The sequence below is a fragment of the Pseudomonas soli genome (genome assembly GCF_900110655.1).
In the GTDB taxonomy this organism is placed as follows: domain Bacteria; phylum Pseudomonadota; class Gammaproteobacteria; order Pseudomonadales; family Pseudomonadaceae; genus Aquipseudomonas; species Aquipseudomonas soli.
Genome location: NZ_FOEQ01000003.1, coordinates 110149 through 131596 on the forward strand (window position 1 = coordinate 110149; position 21448 = coordinate 131596).

Annotated in this window: 24 protein-coding genes; 12 read left to right on the forward strand and 12 right to left on the reverse strand. The window is 63.6% G+C overall.

Features of this window, described 5'->3' with window-relative positions; genetic code table 11:
* Position 1 precedes the first annotated feature (1 nt).
* Together BMY03_RS08460 and BMY03_RS08465 are read right to left on the reverse strand one after the other, a co-directional pair.
* Positions 2-235, reverse strand: coding sequence for a DUF1161 domain-containing protein (locus BMY03_RS08460; RefSeq protein WP_023628732.1), 234 nt, complete (start codon positions 233-235; stop codon positions 2-4).
* A gap of 75 nt (positions 236-310) precedes the next feature.
* A complete protein-coding gene (locus BMY03_RS08465) occupies positions 311-736 on the reverse strand; it encodes an OsmC family protein (RefSeq protein ID WP_028688713.1) in 426 nt (141 codons plus the stop codon).
* Between the two features lie 153 nt (positions 737-889).
* Between BMY03_RS08465 and BMY03_RS08470 the strand changes: the two genes are divergently transcribed.
* Positions 890-1894, forward strand: a complete 1005-nt coding sequence (locus BMY03_RS08470) for an LLM class flavin-dependent oxidoreductase (protein WP_038707101.1) — start codon at positions 890-892, stop codon at positions 1892-1894.
* A gap of 50 nt (positions 1895-1944) precedes the next feature.
* On the opposite strand, the gene BMY03_RS08475 is transcribed toward BMY03_RS08470, so the two are convergent.
* Positions 1945-2166: a DUF1161 domain-containing protein gene (locus tag BMY03_RS08475; protein WP_023632600.1), complete on the reverse strand. Its 222-nt coding sequence runs from the start codon at positions 2164-2166 to the stop codon at positions 1945-1947.
* A 102-nt stretch (positions 2167-2268) separates the two neighbouring features.
* Positions 2269-2484 carry a dodecin gene (locus tag BMY03_RS08480; RefSeq protein ID WP_023632599.1) on the reverse strand — a complete coding sequence of 72 codons (216 nt, stop codon included), beginning with the start codon at positions 2482-2484 and terminating at the stop codon, positions 2269-2271.
* A gap of 149 nt (positions 2485-2633) precedes the next feature.
* Here BMY03_RS08480 and BMY03_RS08485 point away from each other — a divergent pair, with 149 nt between their 5' ends.
* Entirely contained in the window at positions 2634-2957 is a 324-nt protein-coding gene (locus tag BMY03_RS08485) for an ElaB/YgaM/YqjD family protein (protein ID WP_023632598.1), read from the forward strand.
* Here the strand turns inward: BMY03_RS08485 and BMY03_RS08490 are convergent.
* Complete coding sequence (locus BMY03_RS08490) at positions 2954-3850, reverse strand: LysR family transcriptional regulator (RefSeq protein ID WP_094010806.1); 897 nt, start codon at positions 3848-3850, stop codon at positions 2954-2956. The genes BMY03_RS08485 and BMY03_RS08490 overlap by 4 nt on opposite strands.
* A 111-nt stretch (positions 3851-3961) precedes the next feature.
* Between BMY03_RS08490 and trpB the strand changes: the two genes are divergently transcribed.
* Positions 3962-5179, forward strand: coding sequence for a tryptophan synthase subunit beta (trpB, locus tag BMY03_RS08495; protein WP_023631191.1), 1218 nt, complete (start codon positions 3962-3964; stop codon positions 5177-5179).
* Positions 5176-5985 (forward strand): tryptophan synthase subunit alpha, encoded by an 810-nt coding sequence (gene trpA / locus BMY03_RS08500; RefSeq protein ID WP_094010807.1) that lies wholly within the window; start codon positions 5176-5178, stop codon positions 5983-5985. Before trpB ends, trpA begins: the two co-directional genes overlap by 4 nt.
* Before the next feature lie 74 nt (positions 5986-6059).
* Here the strand turns inward: trpA and BMY03_RS08505 are convergent, their stop codons facing one another.
* Together BMY03_RS08505 and BMY03_RS08510 are read right to left on the reverse strand one after the other, a co-directional pair.
* On the reverse strand, positions 6060-6392 hold the full coding sequence (locus tag BMY03_RS08505; protein ID WP_023631190.1) for a DOPA 4,5-dioxygenase family protein: 333 nt from the start codon (positions 6390-6392) through the stop codon (positions 6060-6062).
* Positions 6393-6443: 51 nt separating this feature from the next.
* Complete coding sequence (locus tag BMY03_RS08510) at positions 6444-7340, reverse strand: choline sulfate utilization transcriptional regulator (RefSeq protein ID WP_023631189.1); 897 nt, start codon at positions 7338-7340, stop codon at positions 6444-6446.
* Between the two features lie 109 nt (positions 7341-7449).
* On the opposite strand from BMY03_RS08510, the gene betC reads away from it, so the two are divergent.
* The 3 genes from betC to BMY03_RS08525 all read left to right on the forward strand — a co-directional run bounded on the left by betC (position 7450) and on the right by BMY03_RS08525 (position 11603).
* Positions 7450-8967: a choline-sulfatase gene (betC, locus tag BMY03_RS08515; protein ID WP_038707098.1), complete on the forward strand. Its 1518-nt coding sequence runs from the start codon at positions 7450-7452 to the stop codon at positions 8965-8967.
* Between the two features lie 14 nt (positions 8968-8981).
* Entirely contained in the window at positions 8982-9905 is a 924-nt protein-coding gene (gene choX / locus BMY03_RS08520; protein ID WP_094010808.1) for a choline ABC transporter substrate-binding protein, read from the forward strand.
* Between the two features lie 132 nt (positions 9906-10037).
* A complete protein-coding gene (locus BMY03_RS08525; RefSeq protein ID WP_094010809.1) occupies positions 10038-11603 on the forward strand; it encodes a SulP family inorganic anion transporter in 1566 nt (521 codons plus the stop codon).
* A gap of 33 nt (positions 11604-11636) precedes the next feature.
* On the opposite strand, the gene aroE is transcribed toward BMY03_RS08525, so the two are convergent.
* On the reverse strand, positions 11637-12461 hold the full coding sequence (aroE, locus tag BMY03_RS08530; protein WP_094010810.1) for a shikimate dehydrogenase: 825 nt from the start codon (positions 12459-12461) through the stop codon (positions 11637-11639).
* Positions 12462-12486: 25 nt separating this feature from the next.
* The gene (gene hemF / locus BMY03_RS08535) at positions 12487-13398 is read right to left on the reverse strand and encodes an oxygen-dependent coproporphyrinogen oxidase (protein WP_094010811.1); all 912 of its coding nucleotides are present in this window, start codon (positions 13396-13398) and stop codon (positions 12487-12489) included.
* A 289-nt stretch (positions 13399-13687) separates the two neighbouring features.
* Between hemF and BMY03_RS08540 the strand changes: the two genes are divergently transcribed.
* The gene (locus BMY03_RS08540; RefSeq protein WP_094010812.1) at positions 13688-14665 is read left to right on the forward strand and encodes an NADPH:quinone reductase; all 978 of its coding nucleotides are present in this window, start codon (positions 13688-13690) and stop codon (positions 14663-14665) included.
* A 126-nt stretch (positions 14666-14791) separates the two neighbouring features.
* Here BMY03_RS08540 and BMY03_RS08545 read toward each other — a convergent pair whose 3' ends face one another.
* On the reverse strand, positions 14792-15109 hold the full coding sequence (locus BMY03_RS08545; RefSeq protein ID WP_094010813.1) for a hypothetical protein: 318 nt from the start codon (positions 15107-15109) through the stop codon (positions 14792-14794).
* A gap of 406 nt (positions 15110-15515) precedes the next feature.
* On the opposite strand from BMY03_RS08545, the gene BMY03_RS26095 reads away from it, so the two are divergent.
* Positions 15516-16511, forward strand: coding sequence for a type II toxin-antitoxin system PemK/MazF family toxin (locus tag BMY03_RS26095; protein WP_143067536.1), 996 nt, complete (start codon positions 15516-15518; stop codon positions 16509-16511).
* Between the two features lie 215 nt (positions 16512-16726).
* On the opposite strand, the gene tsaC is transcribed toward BMY03_RS26095, so the two are convergent.
* A complete protein-coding gene (tsaC, locus tag BMY03_RS08555; protein WP_094010815.1) occupies positions 16727-17284 on the reverse strand; it encodes an L-threonylcarbamoyladenylate synthase type 1 TsaC in 558 nt (185 codons plus the stop codon).
* Positions 17285-17322: 38 nt separating this feature from the next.
* Entirely contained in the window at positions 17323-18420 is a 1098-nt protein-coding gene (dprA, locus tag BMY03_RS08560) for a DNA-processing protein DprA (protein ID WP_094010816.1), read from the reverse strand.
* A 209-nt stretch (positions 18421-18629) separates the two neighbouring features.
* Here dprA and def point away from each other — a divergent pair, with 209 nt between their 5' ends.
* The 3 genes from def (at position 18630) to rsmB (ending at position 21435) form a co-directional block, all read left to right on the forward strand.
* The gene (gene def / locus BMY03_RS08565; RefSeq protein ID WP_038707094.1) at positions 18630-19136 is read left to right on the forward strand and encodes a peptide deformylase; all 507 of its coding nucleotides are present in this window, start codon (positions 18630-18632) and stop codon (positions 19134-19136) included.
* 62 nt (positions 19137-19198) lie between these two features.
* A complete protein-coding gene (gene fmt, locus BMY03_RS08570; protein WP_038707093.1) occupies positions 19199-20131 on the forward strand; it encodes a methionyl-tRNA formyltransferase in 933 nt (310 codons plus the stop codon).
* Positions 20128-21435 (forward strand): 16S rRNA (cytosine(967)-C(5))-methyltransferase RsmB, encoded by a 1308-nt coding sequence (gene rsmB / locus BMY03_RS08575; RefSeq protein WP_094010817.1) that lies wholly within the window; start codon positions 20128-20130, stop codon positions 21433-21435. The genes fmt and rsmB overlap by 4 nt, the downstream gene beginning before the upstream one ends.
* Positions 21436-21448 lie beyond the last annotated feature (13 nt).

Genomic DNA, 21448 nt, shown 5'->3' on the forward strand with positions numbered 1-21448 from the left:
CTTACCGATCATTCTTCTGGTAGATGATCTTCTTCGTGCCGCCATCGCAGCTGCCAACGATCATGTTGGGGTCACTGACCTCGCCATTGGGCACGACCTCCAGCGTGTAGGAGGAAACCTTGTTCGCCTGGATCTTCGCTTCGATCTCGGCCTTCAGTTCCTCGCACGGCTTGGGCGCGGCCAGGGCGGCGGTGGCCAGCAGGGAAGCCAGCACACCAAATGCTACGCGGATCATGGAACGGCTCCTGAGGCAGGGCAGACGAGCTGCCAACGCTGGTTAGACTACAGGAAACCGCCGCCGTTGCGCCGCCTAGGAAAGCAGCGTGGCATCCAGGCTGATAGTTGCGTTCAGCACCTTGGATACCGGGCAGCCGGCCTTGGCCTTGTTGGCGATTTCCTGGAACTGCGCCTCGCTGGCCCCAGGCACGGTGGCCTTGAGGGTCAGGTGAACGGCGGTGATGGCAAAGCCATCAGCCTGCTTGTCCAGGCTCACCTCGGCGTGAGTGTCGATCCGTTCAGGCGTGAATCCCGCCTCGCCCAACATCATCGACAACGCCATGGAGAAGCAGCCGGCATGGGCAGCGCCGATCAGCTCTTCCGGGTTGGTCCCAGGCGTGCCTTCGAAACGGGTGTTGAAGCCGTAGGGCGCTTGCTTGAGCGCGCCGCTTTCAGTGGAGATCTGGCCCTTGCCATCCTTCAGGCCACCTTGCCAGACCGCCGATGCTGTCTTCTTCATGCTGCCTCCTGTCACAGGGTTGGGGTGTCTAAGGTTCTGAGGACCAGGCCCACGCCAAGTTCAGATCAATCTGCAAGAAGGCATTGAATCCAGCGAATATGCCCATACAGAGTCCAGAAGGCCCATGGCCAACCACCTGTAGCGGAGGCTCCAATGACGCACCTGCGAGACCTGAAGATTTCCACCCTCGACCTGGTGCCCGTACGCGCCGACGGCAGCCCGGCGCAATCGCTGCGCAATTCGCTGGACCTGGCGCAACACGTCGAGGGTTTCGGCTACAACCGCTTCTGGGTCGCCGAGCATCACAACATGGACGGTATCGCCAGCTCGGCCACCGCCGTGCTGATCGGTTACCTCGCCGGGGGTACCTCGACCATCCGCATCGGTTCTGGCGGGGTGATGCTGCCCAACCACGCACCGCTGGTAATCGCCGAACAATTCGGCACCCTCGCCAGCCTGTACCCAGGCCGCATCGACCTGGGCCTGGGCCGCGCCCCGGGCTCCGACCAGATGACCGCCCGCGCCTTGCGCCGCGAGCGCTCCGGCAGCGCCGACGACTTTCCGGACGATGTCGAGGAACTGTCACGCTACCTGGGCCCGCGCACCGACGACCAGAAGGTCATCGCCGTACCCGGCCACGACACCGAGGTACCCATGTGGCTGCTCGGCTCCAGCCTGTTCAGCGCCCAGCTCGCCGGCATGCGCGGCATGCCCTACGCCTTCGCTTCGCATTTCGCGCCGCGCTACATGCACGAGGCGATCCGCATCTATCGCGACCATTTCAAACCGTCGACGACGCTGGACAAGCCTTACGTGATGCTGGGCATTCCGATGGTGGTGGCTGAAACCGACGAAAAGGCCGAATACCTGGCCACCTCGGTGTACCAGCGCATCCTCGCGCTGATCCGTGGCCAGAGCCTGATGCAGCGTCCGCCCGTCGAGAGCATGAATGGCCTTTGGCTGCCCCATGAACGTGATGCGGTGAGCAGCTTCCTGGGCCTGGCGATGATCGGCAGCCCGCAGAAGGTGCGGGCGAAGGTCGAGGTGTTGCTGGAGCAGACGGGGGCGGACGAGCTGATCTTTACCAGTGACCTGTATGAGCACGCGGACCGGATCAAGTCCTATGAGCTGATGGCGCAGGCACTCAAGGCCGAGTGAACTCAATCGCGGGGCAAGCCGCTGCGACTTGCCGCGCGATAAGGATTCGATCAGCCGCGGCGGTAGACGATTTCCTTGGTCCCGCCCTCGCAGCTGCCGATTACCTTGCCGGCCGGCTCGCCCTTGTTGACGATCTCCAGCGAGTACCCCTTCACCCCTTTGGCATCGAGCTTCGCCGCAATCTCAGCCTTGAGTTCCTCGCACGGCTTGCCCGCCGCCATCGCACCGCCAGCCAACACCATCAGCCCCACGGCCAGAATCAATTTCTTCATCGATCGCTTTCCTTGTACAGATCAAAGACAAAAAGGGCGCGAAGCACGCGCCCTGCAACCTTGATACCCCAACACGCCGGGCGAGCCTAGCCCAGCTTGGTTTCAGCTGTTGGCGATGCGGAACCCAACCTTCAGCGTCACCTGGAAATGCGCGGCTTTGTTGTCACGGATATGCCCGCGGGTATCGATCACTTCGAACCATTCCAGGTGCTTGATGCTCTTGCCGGCCTCGGCCAGGGCATTGTTGATCGCTTCTTCGATGCTGGTGGGCGAAGACCCGACCAGCTCGATCTTCTTGTAGGTGTGATGATCCGACATGAGCGCTCTCCTTGAGTGGTAGTGGCTTGAGCCTAGCAGCACAGGCCCGGTTTACCTGCGAGCGATCGCCGCAGGGGAAAGTTCGATCGCACTTTCACCCAGCTGCGCAGTCGCAACCTGTACATCCCCCCTCAGCAAGGAGAGTCGACATGGCACGCAATGCGTTGCGCAAAACCTCACTGGAAAGCATGGAAGCCGAGATCGAAAGCCTCCTCAAGACTCTGGAAGGCCTCAAGCACGATGCGTCGGAAGAAACGCAGAAGACCATGAAGACGCTGCGCGGCAACGCCGAAAGCGCCCTCAAGCACTCACGCAGCCTGCTCAGCGATGCCTACGAGGAAGTGAAGACCCGCACCCGCGAAACCGGCGTAGCCACCCGCGACTATGCCCAGGAACACCCTTGGACCACCGCAGGTGTCGCGGTGGGCGCCCTGGGTCTGCTGGCCGCCTACCTGATGTGCCGCCGTAACTAACCCGTCTGTCGCTGCAGCTCCTGGCGCAGCCATTGCGCCAGTTGCTCGGCGCGCCCGTCCGCGCCGCGCCGGGGTACCCACAAGGCCAGTGCCGCATTGGTGGGGGAAAAGCCCCATGGCGCGGCCAACCGCCCGGCCTTCAGGTCGTCCGCCACCAGCGGTTGCGGGGCGATGGCCACACCCAGCCCGGCCACCGCTGCTTCCAACAAGTAGTAGAGATGCTCGAAGGCTTGCCCGTAACTCAGCGCCTCGGGCGCCAACCCATGCTGTCGCGCCCAGGTAGGCCAAGCCTGCGGCCGCGAGGTCGTATGGAGCACGGCAACATGCTGCAAAGCCACGGCTGGCGAGGCTTTCAAACGATCAAAGGCGTCAAAGCGCGGGCTCATCACCGGGCCGATGCGCTCCTCGGCGAGCACGTGTACCTGCATGTCCGCCGGCCACGGTGGCTCTGCGTAGACCAGCAGTGCGTCCAGCCCCGGGCGTCGCGGATCAAGGTCACCTTCGCCCGCTGACAGGTGCAGGCGCAGCTCCGGCAGGTCGGCTTTCAGGCGTCCAAGGCGGGGGATGAACCAACGCGCCAACAAGCTGCCGGAGCAACCGAGCACGAACGGCGCTTCGTCGGCATCGCGGGAAAGCTCGGCGCAGACCCCGCGCAGCCGGTCGAAGGCCTCGAAGCTGGCATCGCGCAGACGCACACCGGCATCTGTGAGTTTGACGCCACGCCCATCCTTGACGAACAAGGCTACCCCCAGATGCTCCTCAAGCACCTTGATCTGCCGGCTGACCGCGCCATGGGTGACATGAAGCGCTTCTGCTGCCTGGCTGACGCTGTTCAGCCGGGCTGTCGCCTCGAACGCCCGCAACGCATTGAGGGGAGGAAGGTCCTGAGCCATCTTACTTGTGAGTTTTCCTGACAGGTTTGCGCAATCTTATCGGTTTTCAGCCGGCCACGTCGTGGTTAGAGTAAAGCCCATCGAATCTCTACTTCGCCTACGGAGCGCCCCATGACCCAGACCCAATACCGCCCCGGCCCCGACGCCAACGGCCTGTTCGGCTCGTTCGGCGGCCGCTACGTGGCCGAAACCCTGATGCCGCTGGTACTTGACCTTGCCCGCGAATACGAAGCTGCCAAGGCCGACCCCAAGTTCCTCGAAGAGCTGGCCTACTTCCAGCGCGACTACATTGGCCGGCCCAACCCGCTGTACTTCGCCGAGCGCCTGACCGAGCACTGCGGCGGCGCCAAGATCTTCTTCAAGCGTGAAGAACTCAACCACACCGGCGCGCACAAGGTGAACAACTGCATCGGCCAGGTGCTGCTGGCCAAGCGCATGGGCAAGAAACGCCTGATCGCCGAGACCGGCGCCGGCATGCACGGCGTGGCCACCGCCACCGTCGCCGCGCGCTTCGGCCTGCCCTGCGTGATCTACATGGGCGCCACCGACATCGAGCGCCAGCAGGCCAACGTGTTCCGCATGAAGTTGCTGGGCGCCGAGATCGTCCCCGTCACCGCTGGCACCGGCACGCTCAAGGACGCCATGAACGAAGCCCTGCGCGACTGGGTGACCAACGTCGATGACACCTTCTACCTGATCGGCACCGTGGCAGGTCCCCACCCGTACCCGGCGATGGTCCGCGACTTCCAGTCGATCATCGGCAAAGAGACCCGCGCCCAGTTGCACGAGAAGGAAGGGCGACTGCCCGACAGCCTGATCGCCTGCGTCGGCGGCGGCTCCAACGCCATGGGCCTGTTCCACGAGTTCCTCGAAGAGCCTAGCGTCAAGATCATCGGCGTCGAGGCCGGCGGCCACGGCGTGCACACCGACAAGCACGCGGCCAGCCTGAACGGCGGCGTACCAGGCGTGCTGCACGGCAACCGCACCTACCTGCTGCAGGACGACGACGGCCAGATCACCGACGCCCACTCGATTTCCGCAGGCCTGGACTACCCCGGCATCGGCCCGGAGCACGCTTACCTGCACGAAGTGAAGCGCGTGGAATACGTCAGCATCACCGACGACGAAGCCCTCGACGCCTTCCACACCAGCTGCCGCCTGGAAGGCATCATCCCGGCGCTGGAAAGCTCCCACGCCCTGGCCGAGGCGATCAAGCGCGCCCCGACCCTGCCCAAGGACCACTTGATGGTGATCTGCCTGTCCGGTCGCGGCGACAAGGACATGCAAACCGTGATGAACCACATGGCCGCCCAGGAGAAACAGGCATGAGCCGTCTCGAACAACGCTTCGCCGATCTCAAGGCCGAAGGCCGCTCGGCACTGGTCACCTTCGTTACCGCTGGCGACCCCGGCTACGATGCCTCGCTAAAAATCCTCAAGGGCCTGCCGGCCGCTGGTGCCGACGTGATCGAGCTGGGCATGCCGTTCACCGACCCGATGGCCGATGGCGTGGCGATCCAGCTCGCCACCCTGCGCGCCCTGGAAGCCGGCCAGACCCTGGCCAAGACCTTGCAGATGGTGCGTGAATTCCGTGTGGATAACCAAAACACCCCGATCGTGCTGATGGGTTACTACAACCCGATCCATCGCTTCGGCGTGGAGCAGTTCGTCGCCGAAGCCAGGGAAGCTGGTGTCGATGGCCTGATCATCGTCGACCTGCCGCCCGAGCATGACGCCGAGCTGGCCACGCCGGCCCAGGCCGCGGGCATCGACTTCATCCGCCTGACCACCCCGACCACCGACGACGCGCGCCTGCCACGCGTGCTGGAGCGCAGTTCCGGATTCGTCTACTACGTCTCGGTGGCCGGTGTGACCGGTGCGGGCTCGGCGACCACCGAGCATGTGACCGAGGCCATTGCGCGCCTGCGTCGGCATACCGACCTGCCGATCAGCGTTGGTTTCGGTATTCGCACGCCGGAGCAGGCTGCGGCTATCGCCCGCCTGGCCGATGGCGTGGTGGTGGGCTCGGCGCTGGTCGACAAGATCGCCCAGGCCAAGGGTGCCGAGCAGGCCGTGACTGATGTGCTGAGCCTGTGCTCGGCGCTGGCCGAAGGTGTGCGCGCGGCACGCAACTAAGCGCGAGGGCTTCGCCCTCGATCGCCGGCAAGCCGGCTCCCACACGACTTGTGGGAGCTTGCCGGCCCAAGCAACTAGCCTTCGAAAATCGACAGGTCCAACGGCCTGATTGCCCCCATCCAGATCGCATGATCGCGGTGATCCGCCAGTTCATCCCCGGTTTCCGGGTGCAGGAACACCACCAGCCCCTTGCGATACAGCGCCAGCCACGGCAGTACCACCCCCACCACCTCCGGCCCGAACGCCAGCTGGCAGCTCCAGTCCGGGTGCGGCCCGACCGGCTTCTGGTGCATGCGACCCATGGTCACGGGAAACAGCCGCGTCGCCTCCTCGCAGAGTTCACGGGCCTGTTGCATGGTCGATGCGTCGTAGTACACGTGGGCGTGATAGCCCTTGATCCTTTGCACGGTGGCTCCTGATTGCAGTAATGCGAACATCTTGAAGTCTACGCCATCTCATTACAGGCGCTCCTGCTCCAGCCAATCCACAAACCGCTCGATCAACGCCCCACGCCGCTTGCGTGGCGGCAGCACCACGTAATACCCCCGCTTCGAGCGCAAACTGCCTTCCAGCGGCCGGCACAGCAGCCCCTGCTCGACCAGCCCATCCACCAGGTGCGCCCAGCCGATCGCCACGCCCTGGCCGGCAATCGCGGCCTGAATCAGCAGGGTGTAGTTGTCGAACCGCAGTTGACCGGACGGAGGAGGGCTGTCCACACCAAGACCACGGAAAACTCCGGCCCAATCGAACCAGCGACTGGCCTGCTCGCCCTTCAGATGCAGCAATGGCAATCTCTGCAAAGCCACGGCTGACAAGGGTTTGCCATGAATCAGCCGAGGGCTGCACACCGGAAAAACTTCCTCATCGAACAGCCAGCGGCTCTCGCCCTGATGGAATCGCCCATCACCGAACAGCACCGCCACATCGATGTCCGGACGCAGCATCGCCTGGCTGCGCTCGCCGGTCACCAGGCTCACGTCCACCTGTGGATAAGCCTCGTGGAAACGCTGCAGGCGTGGCATCAGCCAGAACGCCGCAAAGGCGAAGTCGGTAGCTACCTGCAGCACCTCGCGCTGGCCGCGCCCACTGGCTTGGGCAACGCCATCGTCCATCGCCTGCAAGCCCTGGTGCACCTGCTCGAACAACAGCAACCCCGCCTCGGTCAGCTCGATACCGCGGTAGATCCGGTCGAACAACCGCGTGCCCAGCTGCGCCTCCAGGCGCTTCATCTGCTGGCTGACCGCCGGCTGGGTCGTGCCCAGCTCCACGGCGGCAGCGGTGAAACTGCGCAGGCGGGCGGCGGCCTCGAACACGCGCAAGGTGTCGAGGGGCAGGTCGGCAAGGTGCTCAAACATAAGCTTGGCTAATCCCAGTCATTGCCCGGCATGGGCTTTACCACTGTTATCCGCAGCCGCATGCTGGATTGCAAGCGGTACCCATAACTCTCGACGATGGAAGGCTCCCATGAAGCGACCCAACATCCTGTTCATCATGGCCGATCAGATGGCCGCGCCCTTGCTGCCCATCTACAATCCATCGCCGATCAAGATGCCCCACCTGGCTCGCCTCGCCGAAAAGGCCGTGGTGTTCGACAGTGCCTACTGCAACAGCCCCCTGTGTGCGCCGTCGCGCTTCACCCTGGTCAGCGGTCAGTTACCCAGCCGTATCGGCGCCTACGACAACGCTGCCGATTTCCCCGCCGACGCGCCCACCTACGCCCACTACCTGCGCCGCCTCGGCTACCGCACAGCGCTATCGGGCAAGATGCACTTCTGCGGCCCGGACCAACTGCACGGCTACGAAGAACGCCTGACCAGCGATATCTACCCGGCAGACTACGGCTGGGCGGTGAACTGGGATGAACCGGAGGTGCGCCCGAGCTGGTACCACAACATGTCCTCGGTGTTGCAGGCCGGGCCCTGCGTGCGCACCAACCAGCTGGATTTCGATGAAGAGGTGGTGTTCAAGGCGCGCCAGTACCTCTATGACCATGTGCGCGAGGACGACGGCCGGCCGTTCTGCCTGACCGTCTCCATGACCCACCCCCACGACCCCTACACCATTCCCAAGCACTACTGGGACATGTACGAGGATGTGGATATCCCCCTGCCGCAGGACGAGATCGCTCAGGGCGAGCAGGACCCGCACTCGCAACGGCTGCTCAAGGTCTACGACCTGTGGAACAAGCCACTACCTGTGGACAAGATCCGCGACGCCCGCCGCGCCTATTTCGGTGCCTGCAGCTACATCGACGACAACATCGGCAAGCTCCTGCAGACCCTTGAGGAGTGCGGCCTGGCCGACGACACCCTGATCGTGTTCTCGGGCGATCACGGCGACATGCTTGGCGAGCGCGGACTCTGGTACAAGATGCACTGGTTCGAGATGTCGGCGCGGGTACCGTTGCTGATCCACGCGCCCAAGCGCTTCGGGCCAGCTCGCGTCAGCGCCAGCGTTTCCACCTGCGACCTGTTGCCGACCCTGGTCGAACTGGCCGGCGGCGCTGTGGATAACCACCTGCACCTGGACGGCCGCTCGCTGCTCGGCCACCTGCAAGGGCAGGGCGGGCATGACGAGGTAATAGGCGAGTACATGGCCGAAGGCACGGTCGGCCCGCTGATGATGATCCGCCGTGGCCCCTACAAGTTCGTGTACAGCGAAGACGACCCATGGCTACTCTACGACCTGAGCCGCGACCCGCACGAGCGGGAGAACCTCACCGGCAGCCCGGACCACCAGGCGCTGCTGCAGGCATTTGCCGATGAAGCCAGGCAGCGCTGGGATATCCCGGCCCTGCGCCAGCAGGTGCTGGCCAGCCAACGGCGCCGCCGCCTGGTGGCCGAGGCACTGGCCATCGGCAAGCTGAAAAGCTGGGACCACCAACCGTTGGTGGACGCCAGCCAACAGTACATGCGCAACCATATCGATCTCGACGACCTCGAGCGCAAGGCACGTTATCCACAGCCCGCACCCCTGGATTGAGAAGAGAGGCCGCCATGCAGAAGTTCTCCACCGCCGTGCTCACCCTGGCCCTGAGCCTGGGCGCGGCCCACGCCGCCGACAACGACGCGCAATGCAGCACCGTGAAGATGGCCGACCCCGGCTGGAGCGATATCGCCAGCACCAACGCCGTGGCCCGGCTGCTTCTGGAAAGCCTGGGGTACCAGGTGAAGATCGACAGCCTGGCCGTGCCGATTATCTATGGCGGCCTGAAAGATGGCCGGGTGGATGCTTTCCTCGGCAATTGGATGCCGGCGCAGCAGGGCTTCCATGACAAGTTCATCGCCAATGGCGATGTGCAGCAACTGGCGAAAAACCTGGAAGGCACCGAGTTCACCCTGGCGGTGCCCGATTACGTATGGAACGCGGGCGTGAAAGACTTCGCCGACCTGCACAAGCACGCTGCGCAGTTCGACAAGAAGCTCTACGGCATTGGTTCAGGCGCACCGGCCAACTTGTCGCTGAAAGAGATCATCGACAAGAATGAGTTCGACCTGGGCCAGTGGAAACTGGTCGAGTCCAGCGAGCAGGCGATGCTCGCTCAAGTGGACCGGGCAGTGAAGAAGCAGCAGTTCATCACCTTCCTGGGCTGGACTCCGCATCCGATGAACGTGAAGCTGAAGATGCATTACCTTACGGGCGGGGAGAAATGGTTCGGCAGCAAGGGCGATGTCTACACCCTGACCCGCAAAGGTTATCCACAAGCCTGCCCGAATGCGGCGAAGCTGCTGGGGAACTTGAAGTTCTCGCTGGAGATGGAGAACAGCATCATGGCCGAGGTTGTGGATAAGAAGGTGAGCTTCGATGAGGCGGCCAAGGCTTGGGTGAAAGCGCATCCGCAGTTGTTGGAAGGGTGGTTGGCTGGAGTGACCACCAAAGCCGGTGGTGACGCGCTAGAGGCTATAAAGGCCAAACTATGACTTAACAAGCGACACAACACCTGTAGGAGCGGCTTTAGCCGCGATTACCCGCGCAGTGGGTACCAGACACCGCGTTGCCTGCATCGCGGCTGAAGCCGCTCCTACAGCGATCATGCACCTCAAGGACACCCCATGCCCCGCCTGACCCACCTGCTGCCCTTCCTCACCTGGCTGCCCCGCCAATCGGGCCGCAGCCTGCGCCAGGACCTGCTGGTGGGCCTGAGCGGCGCCATCCTCGCCCTGCCGCAGTCAATTGCCTACGCCCTGATCGCCGGGCTGCCCGCCGAGTACGGCCTGTACGCCGCCATCGTCCCCGTGCTGATCGCCTGTCTGTGGGGCTCGTCCTGGCACCTGATCTGCGGGCCCACGGCCGCCATCTCCATCGTCCTCTACGCCAGCATCAGCCCCCTGGCCGTGGCCGGCAGCGCCGACTATGTAACTCTGGTACTGCTGCTGACCTTCCTTGGCGGCATCTTCCAGCTGCTGCTGGGGCTGTTGCGCTTCGGTGCGCTGGTCAATTTCGTTTCCCACTCGGTGGTGCTGGGCTTCACCCTCGGCGCCGCCATCGTCATCGCCCTTGGGCAGTTACCGAACCTCCTGGGGATGGACCTGCCGAGCCAGGCCACGGCGTTGAAGACTGTGCAGGACCTGGCTGGGCACATGGGCGAAGTTGATCTGTCATCGCTGGCCCTGGGCCTGGCCACGCTGGTGATCGGTATCGCCCTGAAACTGTGGCGCCCGCGCTGGCCAAGCCTGTTGATAAGCCTGCTGCTGGTCAGCCTGATGGCCTGGCTAATGCCCGGCGTGTTCGGCCATGTGCCCAGAGTGGCTGCGTTCACCGGACAGCTCCCGCCCTTCAGCCCGCTGCCTCTGCTGGATGTGGAACTGATGCTGCGCCTGCTGCCCAGCGCTGTAGCGGTGGGCATGCTGGGGCTGGTCACTAGCCTGTCGATTGCCCGCTCGTTGTCGGCACGTTCGGAGCAATTGATCGACCCTGACCAGGAAATCCGCGCACAGGGCCTGTCGAACATCGGCGGCGCGTTTTTCTCCGGCTACCTGTCCGCAGGTTCCTTCACTCGCTCGGGCCTGAGCTACGACGCCGGCGCCCGCTCGCCACTGGCTGGGGTGTTCTCGGCCTTGTGGGTGGCGCTGTTCGCGGTGACCGGCGCCGGGCTGATCGCCCACCTGCCGATCCCGGCGATGGCGGGGAGTATCCTGCTGATCTGCTGGGGGCTGGTGGACCATCGCGGCATTCGCGCGCTGTTCCGGGTCAGCCGCTCGGAGTTCCTGGTGATGGCACTGACGGCGGCGGCGACGTTGCTGCTGGAGTTGCAGACGGCGATTTATGCCGGGGTGCTGGCGTCGCTGTTCTTCTACCTCAAGCGCACCTCGAGGCCACGGGTGCAGCAAAGCCGGGAAGGGGAGGCGGACGTATTGCGGGTGGGTGGGTCGATCTTCTTCGGCGCGGCGCACTACCTGCAGGTGCGTCTTCAGCGCTGCCAGGGGCCACACGTGGTGATCGATGCGCGGCAGGTGAACTTCATCGATTACTCGGGTGTGGATATGTTGCACCGCGAGGCGCGGCGGTTGATGCGCAGTGGCGGGAGCCTGACGTTGCAGCGGGCAAGGCCGCAGGTGGTGGAGGAGTTGCAGAAGCTGGAGGGGGTTGAACTGTGCCCCATTCGCTTTGAGGAATGACTGGGGCTGCTTCGCAGCCCCAAAAATGCAGCCTCAGCCGCGGGCCAACTGCCGGCGCAGCTCATCCAGCACCGGCCCGGTCTCAGGCCGAACCCCGCGCCAGATAAAGAACGCCTCGGCCGCCTGCTCCGCCAGCATCCCCAACCCATCCAGCACCTTGGCCGCGCCCAGCTTGCTTGCCCACTGGCAGAACGGTGTCGGCTCCTTGCCATACATCATGTCGTAGCAAACGGTACGCCCCGCCTCGACCAGGCTGTCGGCAATCGGCGGCAGCTCGCCAGCCAGGCTCGCCGAGGTGGCATTGATGATCACGTCCACCGGCTCCTGCAACCAGGCAAAACCGCTGGCCACCACCGGCCCCAGCTCATCGAACTCACGGGCCAACTGCTCGGCCTTCTCCACCGTGCGGTTGGCGATCACCAGCGACTGCGGCTTGTGCGCCAGGATCGGCTCCAGCACGCCACGCACCGCACCGCCGGCACCAAGGATGAGGATGCGCTTGCCGGCCAGCTCGACCCCGGCGTTGATGGTGAGGTCGCGTACCAGTCCGGCGCCATCGGTGTTGTCGCCTTGCAACGTGCCGTCGGCCAGCTTGCTCAAAGTGTTTACCGCGCCGGCACGCTTGGCACGCGGGGTGAGGCTGTCGCACAGGCGGTAGGCCTCTTCCTTGAACGGCACGGTGACGTTGGCGCCGCAGCCTTGCTTGAAGAAGCCACGGGCGCAGTCGCTGAACTCGTCCAGCGGCGCCAGCAGGGTGGCGTACTCCAGGTCCTCGCCGGTCTGGTCGGCGAACAGACGGTGGATCAGCGGCGATTTGCTGTGGCCGATGGGGTTACCGAAAACGACGTACTGGTCCATGGGTGATCCTCAGGTTTCCACAGGCTTACTGGGCGAGCCAGTCGCGGTCTTGCAGGAAGTATTCGGTCAGGCGCGCTTCTTCGCTGCCTGGTTCGGCTTTCCAATCGTAGCCCCAGCGCACTTGCGGTGGCAGCGACATCAGGATCGATTCGGTGCGGCCACCGGACTGCAGGCCGAACAGGGTGCCACGGTCGTAGACCAGGTTGAACTCCACGTAACGGCCACGGCGGTATTCCTGGAATTCGCGCTGGGCGGGGGTATACGGAGTGTCCTTGCGGCGCTGGACGATCGGCAAGTAGGCCTCGACGTAGGCGTCACCGATGGCGCGGATGAAGGCGAAGCAGGTATCGAAGTCCCACTCGTTCAGGTCGTCGAAGAACAGGCCGCCGATGCCGCGTGGCTCGCCACGGTGCTTGAGGTGGAAGTAGCGGTCGCACCAGGCCTTGTAGCGCGGGTACACGTCGGCGCCGAACGGCGCGCAGGCCTGTTCGGCCACGCGGTGCCAGTGCACGCAGTCTTCTTCATTGCCGTAGTAGGGGGTCAGGTCGAAGCCACCGCCGAACCACCATACTGCTTCTTCACCCTCTTTTTCGGCGATGAAGAACCGCACGTTGGCGTGGGAAGTCGGCACATGCGGGTTGTGCGGATGTATCACCAGCGACACGCCCAGCGCCTCGAACCCACGGCCCGCCAGCTCCGGGCGGTGGGCACTGGCCGACGGCGGCAGGCCGCTGCCGAACACGTGGGAGAAGTTCACGCCGCCTTTCTCGATCACCTTGCCGTCGCCGATCACCCGCGTGCGACCGCCGCCGCCGGCATCGCGCACCCAGGCATCCTCGACGAAGCGGGCGCCGCCGTCTTCGTTCTCGAGGGCAGTGCAGATGCGGTCTTGCAGGTCGAGCAGGTAGGCTTTCACGGCCTCGGTGCGGCTGGTCATCGGGTCACCTGGAAGGAGCGGGGAAAATTCGCCGCGTAGCATACCACCGGCAAACCCCGCGCCGCAGTTGACGGCGATCAAGCAAAGGCGTCCGATAGAAGGCCTTTAAGGTTTGTACGAAAAGTCGCCGAGCGGCGATCAGGCAAGGCGAAAACAGGCGAGGAACGGTCGGAGTCGCGTTCGACTTTGCTGGTTGCAAATGAGCATTCCGAGCCTGTTTTCAACGCAGCATGATCGTCGCGCAGGCACTTTTCGTGCAAACCGAGCGACCCAAAGACAGGAGTGTGTGATGGCCAAGCATATTCAGTTCAGCCAGCATGGCGGCCCGGAAGTGTTGCAGTTGGTAGAGTTCGACCCGGCCCCGCCCGGCCCGCAGCAAGTGCGCGTGCGCAACCATGCGATCGGCCTGAACTTCATCGACACCTATTTCCGTGGCGGGCTGTATGCGCCGCCGTCGCTGCCTTCCGGGCTGGGTACCGAAGCGGCAGGGGTGGTCGAGGCGGTGGGCGAGGGCGTCAGCCGGATCAAGGTCGGCGACCGCGTGGCCTATGCCGGCGGGCCGCTGGGGGCCTACAGCGAGGTGCATACACTGCCGGAGGCTAACCTGGTCAAGCTGCCGGATGCGATCAGCTTCGAGCAGGCGGCGGCGGTGATGCTCAAGGGGCTGACCACGCAGTACCTGCTCAAGCAGACCTATGCCGTGCAGCCGAGGGATTTCGTGCTGTTTCATGCCGCTGCCGGTGGCGTGGGATCGCTGGCTTGCCAGTGGGCCAAGGCGCTGGGGGCGAAGCTGATTGGTACCGTCAGCTCTCCCGAGAAAGCCGAGCGGGCCAAGGCACTCGGGGCCTGGGCGACCATCGACTACAGCCATGAAGATGTGGCCAAGCGTGTGCTGGAGCTGACAGACGGTCAGAAGTGCGCGGTGGTGTATGACGGCGTGGGGGCCGATACCTGGCTGACTTCGCTGGATTGCCTGAGGCCGCGAGGGTTGATGGTGAGTTTCGGCAATGCCTCCGGCGCGGTAAGCGGGGTCAACTTGGGGATCCTGTCGCAGAAGGGGTCGTTGTATGTCACCCGGCCGACGCTGGGGAGCTACGCCAACAATGCCGAGAACACCCAGGCCATGGCCGATGACCTGTTCGCGATGATCGCCAGTGGCAAGCTGGTTGTGGATATCCAACAGCGGTATCCATTGAGTGAGGCGGCCAAGGCGCAGGCGGAGTTGTCGGCGCGGCGGACCGTTGGCTCGACGGTATTGCTGCCTTGAGGGTCAGCCCTGCGTGGTGTTCGCCGCAAGCGTTGCAGCGCCTATGAAATCGAGCGCCGCGCGGGCGGCGCTCGATCTCAAGAGCACTGCAAAACTATCGCCCTGCACTTGCCCGCCAACACGCGATCAACCGCCCTGCCGGGGCCTCCCAGGTGCTGGCGCCGACTCGATGCCATCGAGCATCGCCTCCACCAACCCCTCCGCCATTTCCAGCGAATGCAGACTCGACCAGTACATGCCACGCCCCTCGTCGCGTAGATGGTCAAGGGCCTTGATGCCGGTGTCATAGGCACAGCGCAGGTAGAGCGCGACGTGTACCAGGGCATCATGGGCTTCGATGTTGGGGTTTACGGTGAAGAGCGGTGGGTGACCGGCATCGCAGCGGCCGAAGGGGTGGGTGGTGGTGTTTGGGAGGGGGGGATCGGGGACAATCTTCTTGGTCATGGCAACCTCTACCAGAGTAGGGCTGACACCTCGTCCGTTACCACACGAATGGGTGGCAGCTGTACACGGGGTGGTAAACCGGGGAGGTACCAGACCCGGCAGGCTCGAAAGCCTCCCGCGCACAGCCGCCATAGACGACTCTGATACCTTCCTGTTACCGGGTTACCACACCCGATCGCCAAGTTATTCGGCGACGGTCTGGAGCCTAGAGGCAGGAGTTCCCACTGAGAAGGTAATGGCAGTCGACAATCTGCGTAGGATATTTCTCTGAATAGAAAACTCCAGCTATTTCAATATTTTTCAGAAAAGTCCTGCAAAACAGTCTCGAGAGAACAAACAAGCGAACGCTCTAAGCTACTAACCCCGCCCCCCTGTGTACGCCGATGCTTGAGGGACCAAGACATTAATGATTATTCAATATTTCGAGTTATCGAGTGATAGGCCTGATCAGCCTCACATGCTGGGATTCGAATCCTATTCAGGTATCCAAGAAACGCTAATAGCATTAGAGCCTAACCTCAGCGCAAGTAAATCACTCTACCCTGTATTTCTTACCAAACGCTTTGAGCTTCGGGCCAGTCATGTCTGGAGACTTCATGCAATCGAACGTATTTCCCCGGAGCTACCTTCGCCCGCTATCTTTAAAATCTATCTCTGGCCTCATGATGTAACGCGAGAAGAATTCTTATTCAAAACAATGAGAAAGAATCCCTGTGTAAAAATTCACAAGCTCATTCGACAAGGAACTCTCGTAGAGGTTGATTTTGGCTTTGTGCAGCAGGTAGCACGTGCAAGCTCCGAGGTTAGAAGCAACAAGCGATACATGGACACAGTTCTTTTCGGAGAGATGCATAAGCGACGCCTGGCAGTCGTGACCAAAGTAATATCTAAACATATTGTCCAAGTCGCACCTGTCACGTCTTCCGAGCTCCCCGAAAAAGACAAAAGCAGTTTCATGATAAATCGCAATTTGTTAAGCGAGATGCCAAGGTACAAGCACAGCGAAAAAAACTGCACTGTGCTTTGCAGTATGCTTCAAAGCGTTTCAACACAGCGCGTACTTCCACCAATGAGCATTCATCGCGGAAGTGTCGGCCGAAATCCAAATTACGCCATCGTCCTGAAGGGCTCCGATAAAAGCGCTTTGAAAGAAGCATTGGTGCATGCAGTGGGCTCGGCCAACTACATCCCCGCCCAAGATCTCATGGATCTGAAAAAAGCGTTTTCCGAAGCTGAAACATCAATACTGACTCAGTCGGCTGCACTGAATGCATACAAATCGAAAGTCCGTGATTTCGATACGCTCCAACGCCTAGCACAGCGCTGGGCCGAGAGCATGGGCTTGACTCTGAGCGAGGAGATTGCGTTTCAAGAGGCCTTGGATGCTGAAAATGGACTCTGACCCGCCCTGGAAACAGGAGCCGGTCAAAGCAATCTTTTACAGCGTTTTGCATGAGGCATGCCGTTTATTGACGAGGTGGCCATGCAGGCATAGCATGCAGCCTACATGGCCTGGCGAAGAGAGCAGAACTCTACCCAGGCGACAGGGCTGAAACCCTCTTCTGCATCAAAAAACCGCCAGCATGGCGGTTTTTTTTGGTCGGTCAAAATAGAGAGTCACCCCGGACGCACAACCTCACCGGTCGCCAAATCCCGAATCACACTCGGATTCTTCCTCCCACCCAACGCCCCACCCAGCACCATGTCCAGCTGCTTGTGGAAATACTGCTCCACCCGCAACCGGCTCTTTGCCGCCGGGCGCCCGGCCGGGTTGCAGGACGTGGAAATCAACGGGCCCACCAGCGCGCACAGCTCACGCACCTGTGGGTGATCGCTGACCCGCAATGCCACGCTGTCATGCTGCCCGGTCACCCACTCGGGCAGCAGGTCCTGGTGCGGCACCAGCCAAGTGTTCGGCCCCGGCCAGGTGGCGGCCATGCGGTCGATCCAGTCCTGGGGGAAGTCTTCGAACAGGAAGTCGAACTGGTGGATGCTGTCGGCGACCAGGATCAGGCCTTTATCCACAGGCCGCGACTTGAGCGCCAGCAGGCGATACACCGCGTCCTCGTTCCACGGGTCGCAGCCCAGGCCCCAGACCGCTTCCGTTGGATAGGCGATCACCGCACCCGCCTTCACCTCACGCGCGGCTTGTTGCACACGCCAACTGCTCACCATTTCCGTCTCTCCGCATAAACGCCGTGTGCGCAGTGTACTTAGCCGGAACGGGCAAACCAACGCCCGGCTTCATTGCTGACCCGGCCCTCGAGCTCCAGCTCGGTGAGGCTGGCCAATACCTGGGCCAAAGGCTGACCGCTGCTGTGCGCCAGGCCCTCGCTGGTGTGGGGTGCGGCGTGGAGCAAGGCGAGCAGGGGATGGTCGGCTTTGCCCATAGGCGCGCCCGGCAGGTTCTGCCAACCGCGCAGGCTGTCGAGGATCTGTTCCACGCTTTCCACCAACAGCGCACCGTCGCGAATCAGTTGGTGGCAGCCCTTGGCGCCGGGGTGGTGGATCGAACCCGGAATGGCATACACCTCGCGCCCTTGCTCCGCGGCAAGGCGCGCGGTGATCAATGAGCCGCTGGCGATGCTCGCCTCGACCACCAGCACGCCGAGCGACAGCCCGCTGATGATGCGGTTGCGCCTGGGGAAGTTACCGGCCAGCGGCCCGGCATCCAGCGGGTACTCGGAGACCAGCGCGCTGCCACTGTCGAGCATCGCCCGGGCAAGGTCACGGTGGCGCTGTGGATAAAGTTTTTGCAACCCCGTGCCGAGCACTCCAATGGTCTGCCCTCCGGCTTTCAGCGCGGCCCGATGAGCGGCACCGTCAACGCCCAGCGCCAGCCCGCTGGTGATGGTGAACCCGGCTTGCGCCAGGCAGCGCGAAAACGCAGCCGCAGTATCCAGCGCCGGTGGTGAAGCACGCCTGCTACCCACAATCGCCAGCTGCGGATGCTCCAGCAAAGCGGGGTCACCGGCGACGAACAGCAGGGGTGGCGGGTCGTCGATTTCACTCAGCAATGCGGGGTAGCCAGGCCCGTCCCACATCAGCAAATGCTGGCCAGGGCGCTCTATCCAGGCCATTTCAGCCAATGCGCCGTCGCGCACTTCAGGGCTGCGACGGGCATCGATACTGGCGGCTGGCAACCCCAGCGCACGCCAGGCACTGGCCGGCGCACTGAGTGCCGATGAGGCATTGCCAAAGGCTTCGATCAGGGTAAGAAAGCGGCGCAGGCCGATGTCGGGGAGGCGATGCAGACGCAGCCGCGCCTCCAGTTCGGCAGGCGAGCAAGGCGAAGAACGGAGTGTGCTCATGGGTGATCCTCCTCGATCGACAGGGGGCCATCGGCGTGGCACAGCCTGTGGATAACTTTGTGGGTAATACTTTGAAAAGCTGTCCATTAAATGGCAGCTATCAAGCCCATAAAGACCCTAGCCGAGCTTTCACAGGTGCCTTGTCCACCGTTTCCCTTTATTATGTGTGCTCAGTTTTCAACCGACCGCACAGTGACTGCCTGACCGCCATGGCCATTTTGAACATTCTCGAATTTCCCGATCCGCGCCTGCGTACCATTGCCAAACCGGTAACGGTGTTTGACGACGCGTTGCGCCAGCTGATCGACGACATGTTCGAAACCATGTACGAGGCCCCGGGCATCGGCCTGGCGGCCACCCAGGTCAACGTGCACCAGCAAGTCGTGGTGATGGACCTGAGCGAAGATCGCAGCGAGCCGCGCGTCTTCATCAACCCCAGCGTCGAAGAGCTGACCCACGACATGGGCCAGTACCAGGAAGGCTGCCTGTCGGTGCCGGGCTTCTACGAAAACGTCGACCGCCCACTGCGCGTCCGGGTCAAGGCTCAGGACCGCGACGGCAAGCCGTACGAGCTGGAATGCGAGGGCCTGCTGGCGGTGTGCGTGCAGCACGAGTTCGATCACCTCAACGGCAAGCTGTTCGTCGACTACCTGTCGCAGCTCAAACGTGACCGGATCAAGAAGAAGCTGGAAAAGCAGCACCGCCAGCAAGCCTGATCCCCACCTTCCAGAAGGCTTGCTCCGGCAAGCCTTTTTCTTTTTCAAGAAGCGAGAACTCCATGCGCATCGTCTTCGCAGGCACCCCAGAGTTTGCCGCCGAACACCTCAAGGCTTTGCTCGACAGCCCGTACGAGATCGTGGCCGTCTACACCCAGCCCGACCGCCCGGCCGGGCGTGGCCAGAAGCTCATGCCAAGCGCGGTCAAGGCGCTGGCCGTGGCCCATGACATCCCGGTGTACCAGCCGCAGACCCTGCGCAACGCCGACGCCCAGGCCGAACTCGCCGCACTGAAGCCGGACCTGATGGTGGTGGTCGCCTACGGCCTGATCCTGCCGCAAGCTGTGCTGGATATCCCACGCCTGGGCTGCATCAACAGCCACGCCTCGCTGCTGCCGCGCTGGCGTGGTGCGGCGCCGATCCAGCGCGCCGTTGAAGCCGGTGACGCCGAGAGCGGTGTGACCGTGATGCGCATGGAAGCAGGTCTGGACACCGGCCCGATGCTGCTCAAGGTGGTCACCCCGATCAGCGCCGAGGACACCGGCGGTACCCTGCACGACCGCCTCGCCGCCATGGGCCCGGGCGCCGTGGTGCAGGCCATCGCCGGCTTGGCCGATGGCAGCCTGCAAGGTGAAGTGCAGGACGATGCCCTGGCCACCTACGCCCACAAGCTGAACAAGGACGAAGCGCGCATCGACTGGAGCCGCCCGGCCGTGGAGCTTGAGCGCCTGATCCGCGCCTTCAACCCCTGGCCGGTGTGCCACAGCACCCTGGACGGCGAAAGCGTGAAGGTGCTGGCCGCCAACTTGTCCACAGCCCAGGGCGCCCCCGGCGAAATCCTGTCGGCCAGCAAAGATGGCCTGGTGGTCGCCTGCGGTGACCAGGCCCTGAGCCTGACCCGCCTGCAACTGCCGGGTGGCAAGGCCCTCAACTTCGCCGACCTGTTCAACAGCCGCCGCGAGAAATTCGCCAGTGGCAAGGTGCTCGGCCAATGAATCCACGCCTGGCTGCCGCCCGTGCCTTGGCCGCTGTACTCAGCGGCAAGGCTTCGCTGAACAGCTCGCTGCCAGCGCAACTGGACAAGGTCGATGAGCGCGACCGTGGCCTGACCCAGGACCTGGCCTTCGGCACCGCCCGCTGGCAGCCGCGCCTGGACCTGCTGGCCGCGCAACTGCTGCAGAAGCCGTTCAAGGCTGCCGACGCCGATGTGCAGGCGCTGCTGCTGGTCGGCCTGTATCAACTGTTCTACACCCGCATCCCAGCCCACGCCGCCATCGGCGAAACCGTCGGCTGTGCCGACAAGCTGAAGAAGCCGTGGGCCAAGGCCCTGCTCAATGCCGTGCTGCGCCGCGCCCAGCGCGAAGGCGAGGCACTGCTGGCCGGCATGGAGCGCGATCCGGTAGTGCGCACCGCCCATCCGCGCTGGCTGCAAAAGGCGCTCAAGGCCTTCTGGCCGGAGCAGTGGGAAGCCATCTGCGCCGCCAACAACGCCCACCCGCCGATGATCCTGCGCATCAACCGCCGCCACCACGGCCGCGACGCTTACCTCGCGCTGCTGGCCGAGGCCGGTATCGGCGCCAGCGCCTGCCAGTACAGCCGTGACGGCATCGTCCTGGCCGAGGCTTGCGACGTGCGCGGCCTGCCAGGCTTCGCCGACGGCTGGGTGAGCGTGCAGGACGAAGCCGCGCAGCTGTCCGCCGACCTGCTGGAACTGGCCCCCGGCCAGCGCGTGCTCGACGCCTGCTGCGCCCCGGGCGGCAAGACCTGCCACCTGCTTGAAGCCGAACCGGGCTTGGCGCACATGGTCGCCATCGACCTCGAGGCCAAGCGCCTGACGCGCGTGCGCGAGAACCTCGACCGCCTCAAGCTCGATGCCGAGCTGATCGCCTGCGACGCCCGCGACACCGCCAGCTGGTGGGACGGCAAGCCCTTCCAGCGCATCCTGCTCGACGCCCCCTGCTCGGCCACTGGGGTGATCCGCCGCCACCCGGACATCAAGCTGACCCGCCAGGCCGACGACATCCCGGCCCTGGCCGCGCTGCAAGGCGAGCTGCTCGACGCCCTGTGGCCGACCCTGGAAGTGGGCGGCATGCTGCTGTACGCCACCTGCTCGAGCCTGCCGACCGAGAACACCGAAGTGATCGACGCCTTCCTCGCCCGCACCCCCGGTGCCCGCGAGCTGGACCTGGCCACCGAGGCCGGTCTGCGCCAGCCCCACGGGCGCCAGCTACTGGCCCAGGAAGGCGGCCACGACGGCTTCTACTATGCCAAGCTGATCAAGATCGCCGCCTCGCGGTAAGCACAAGAACGTA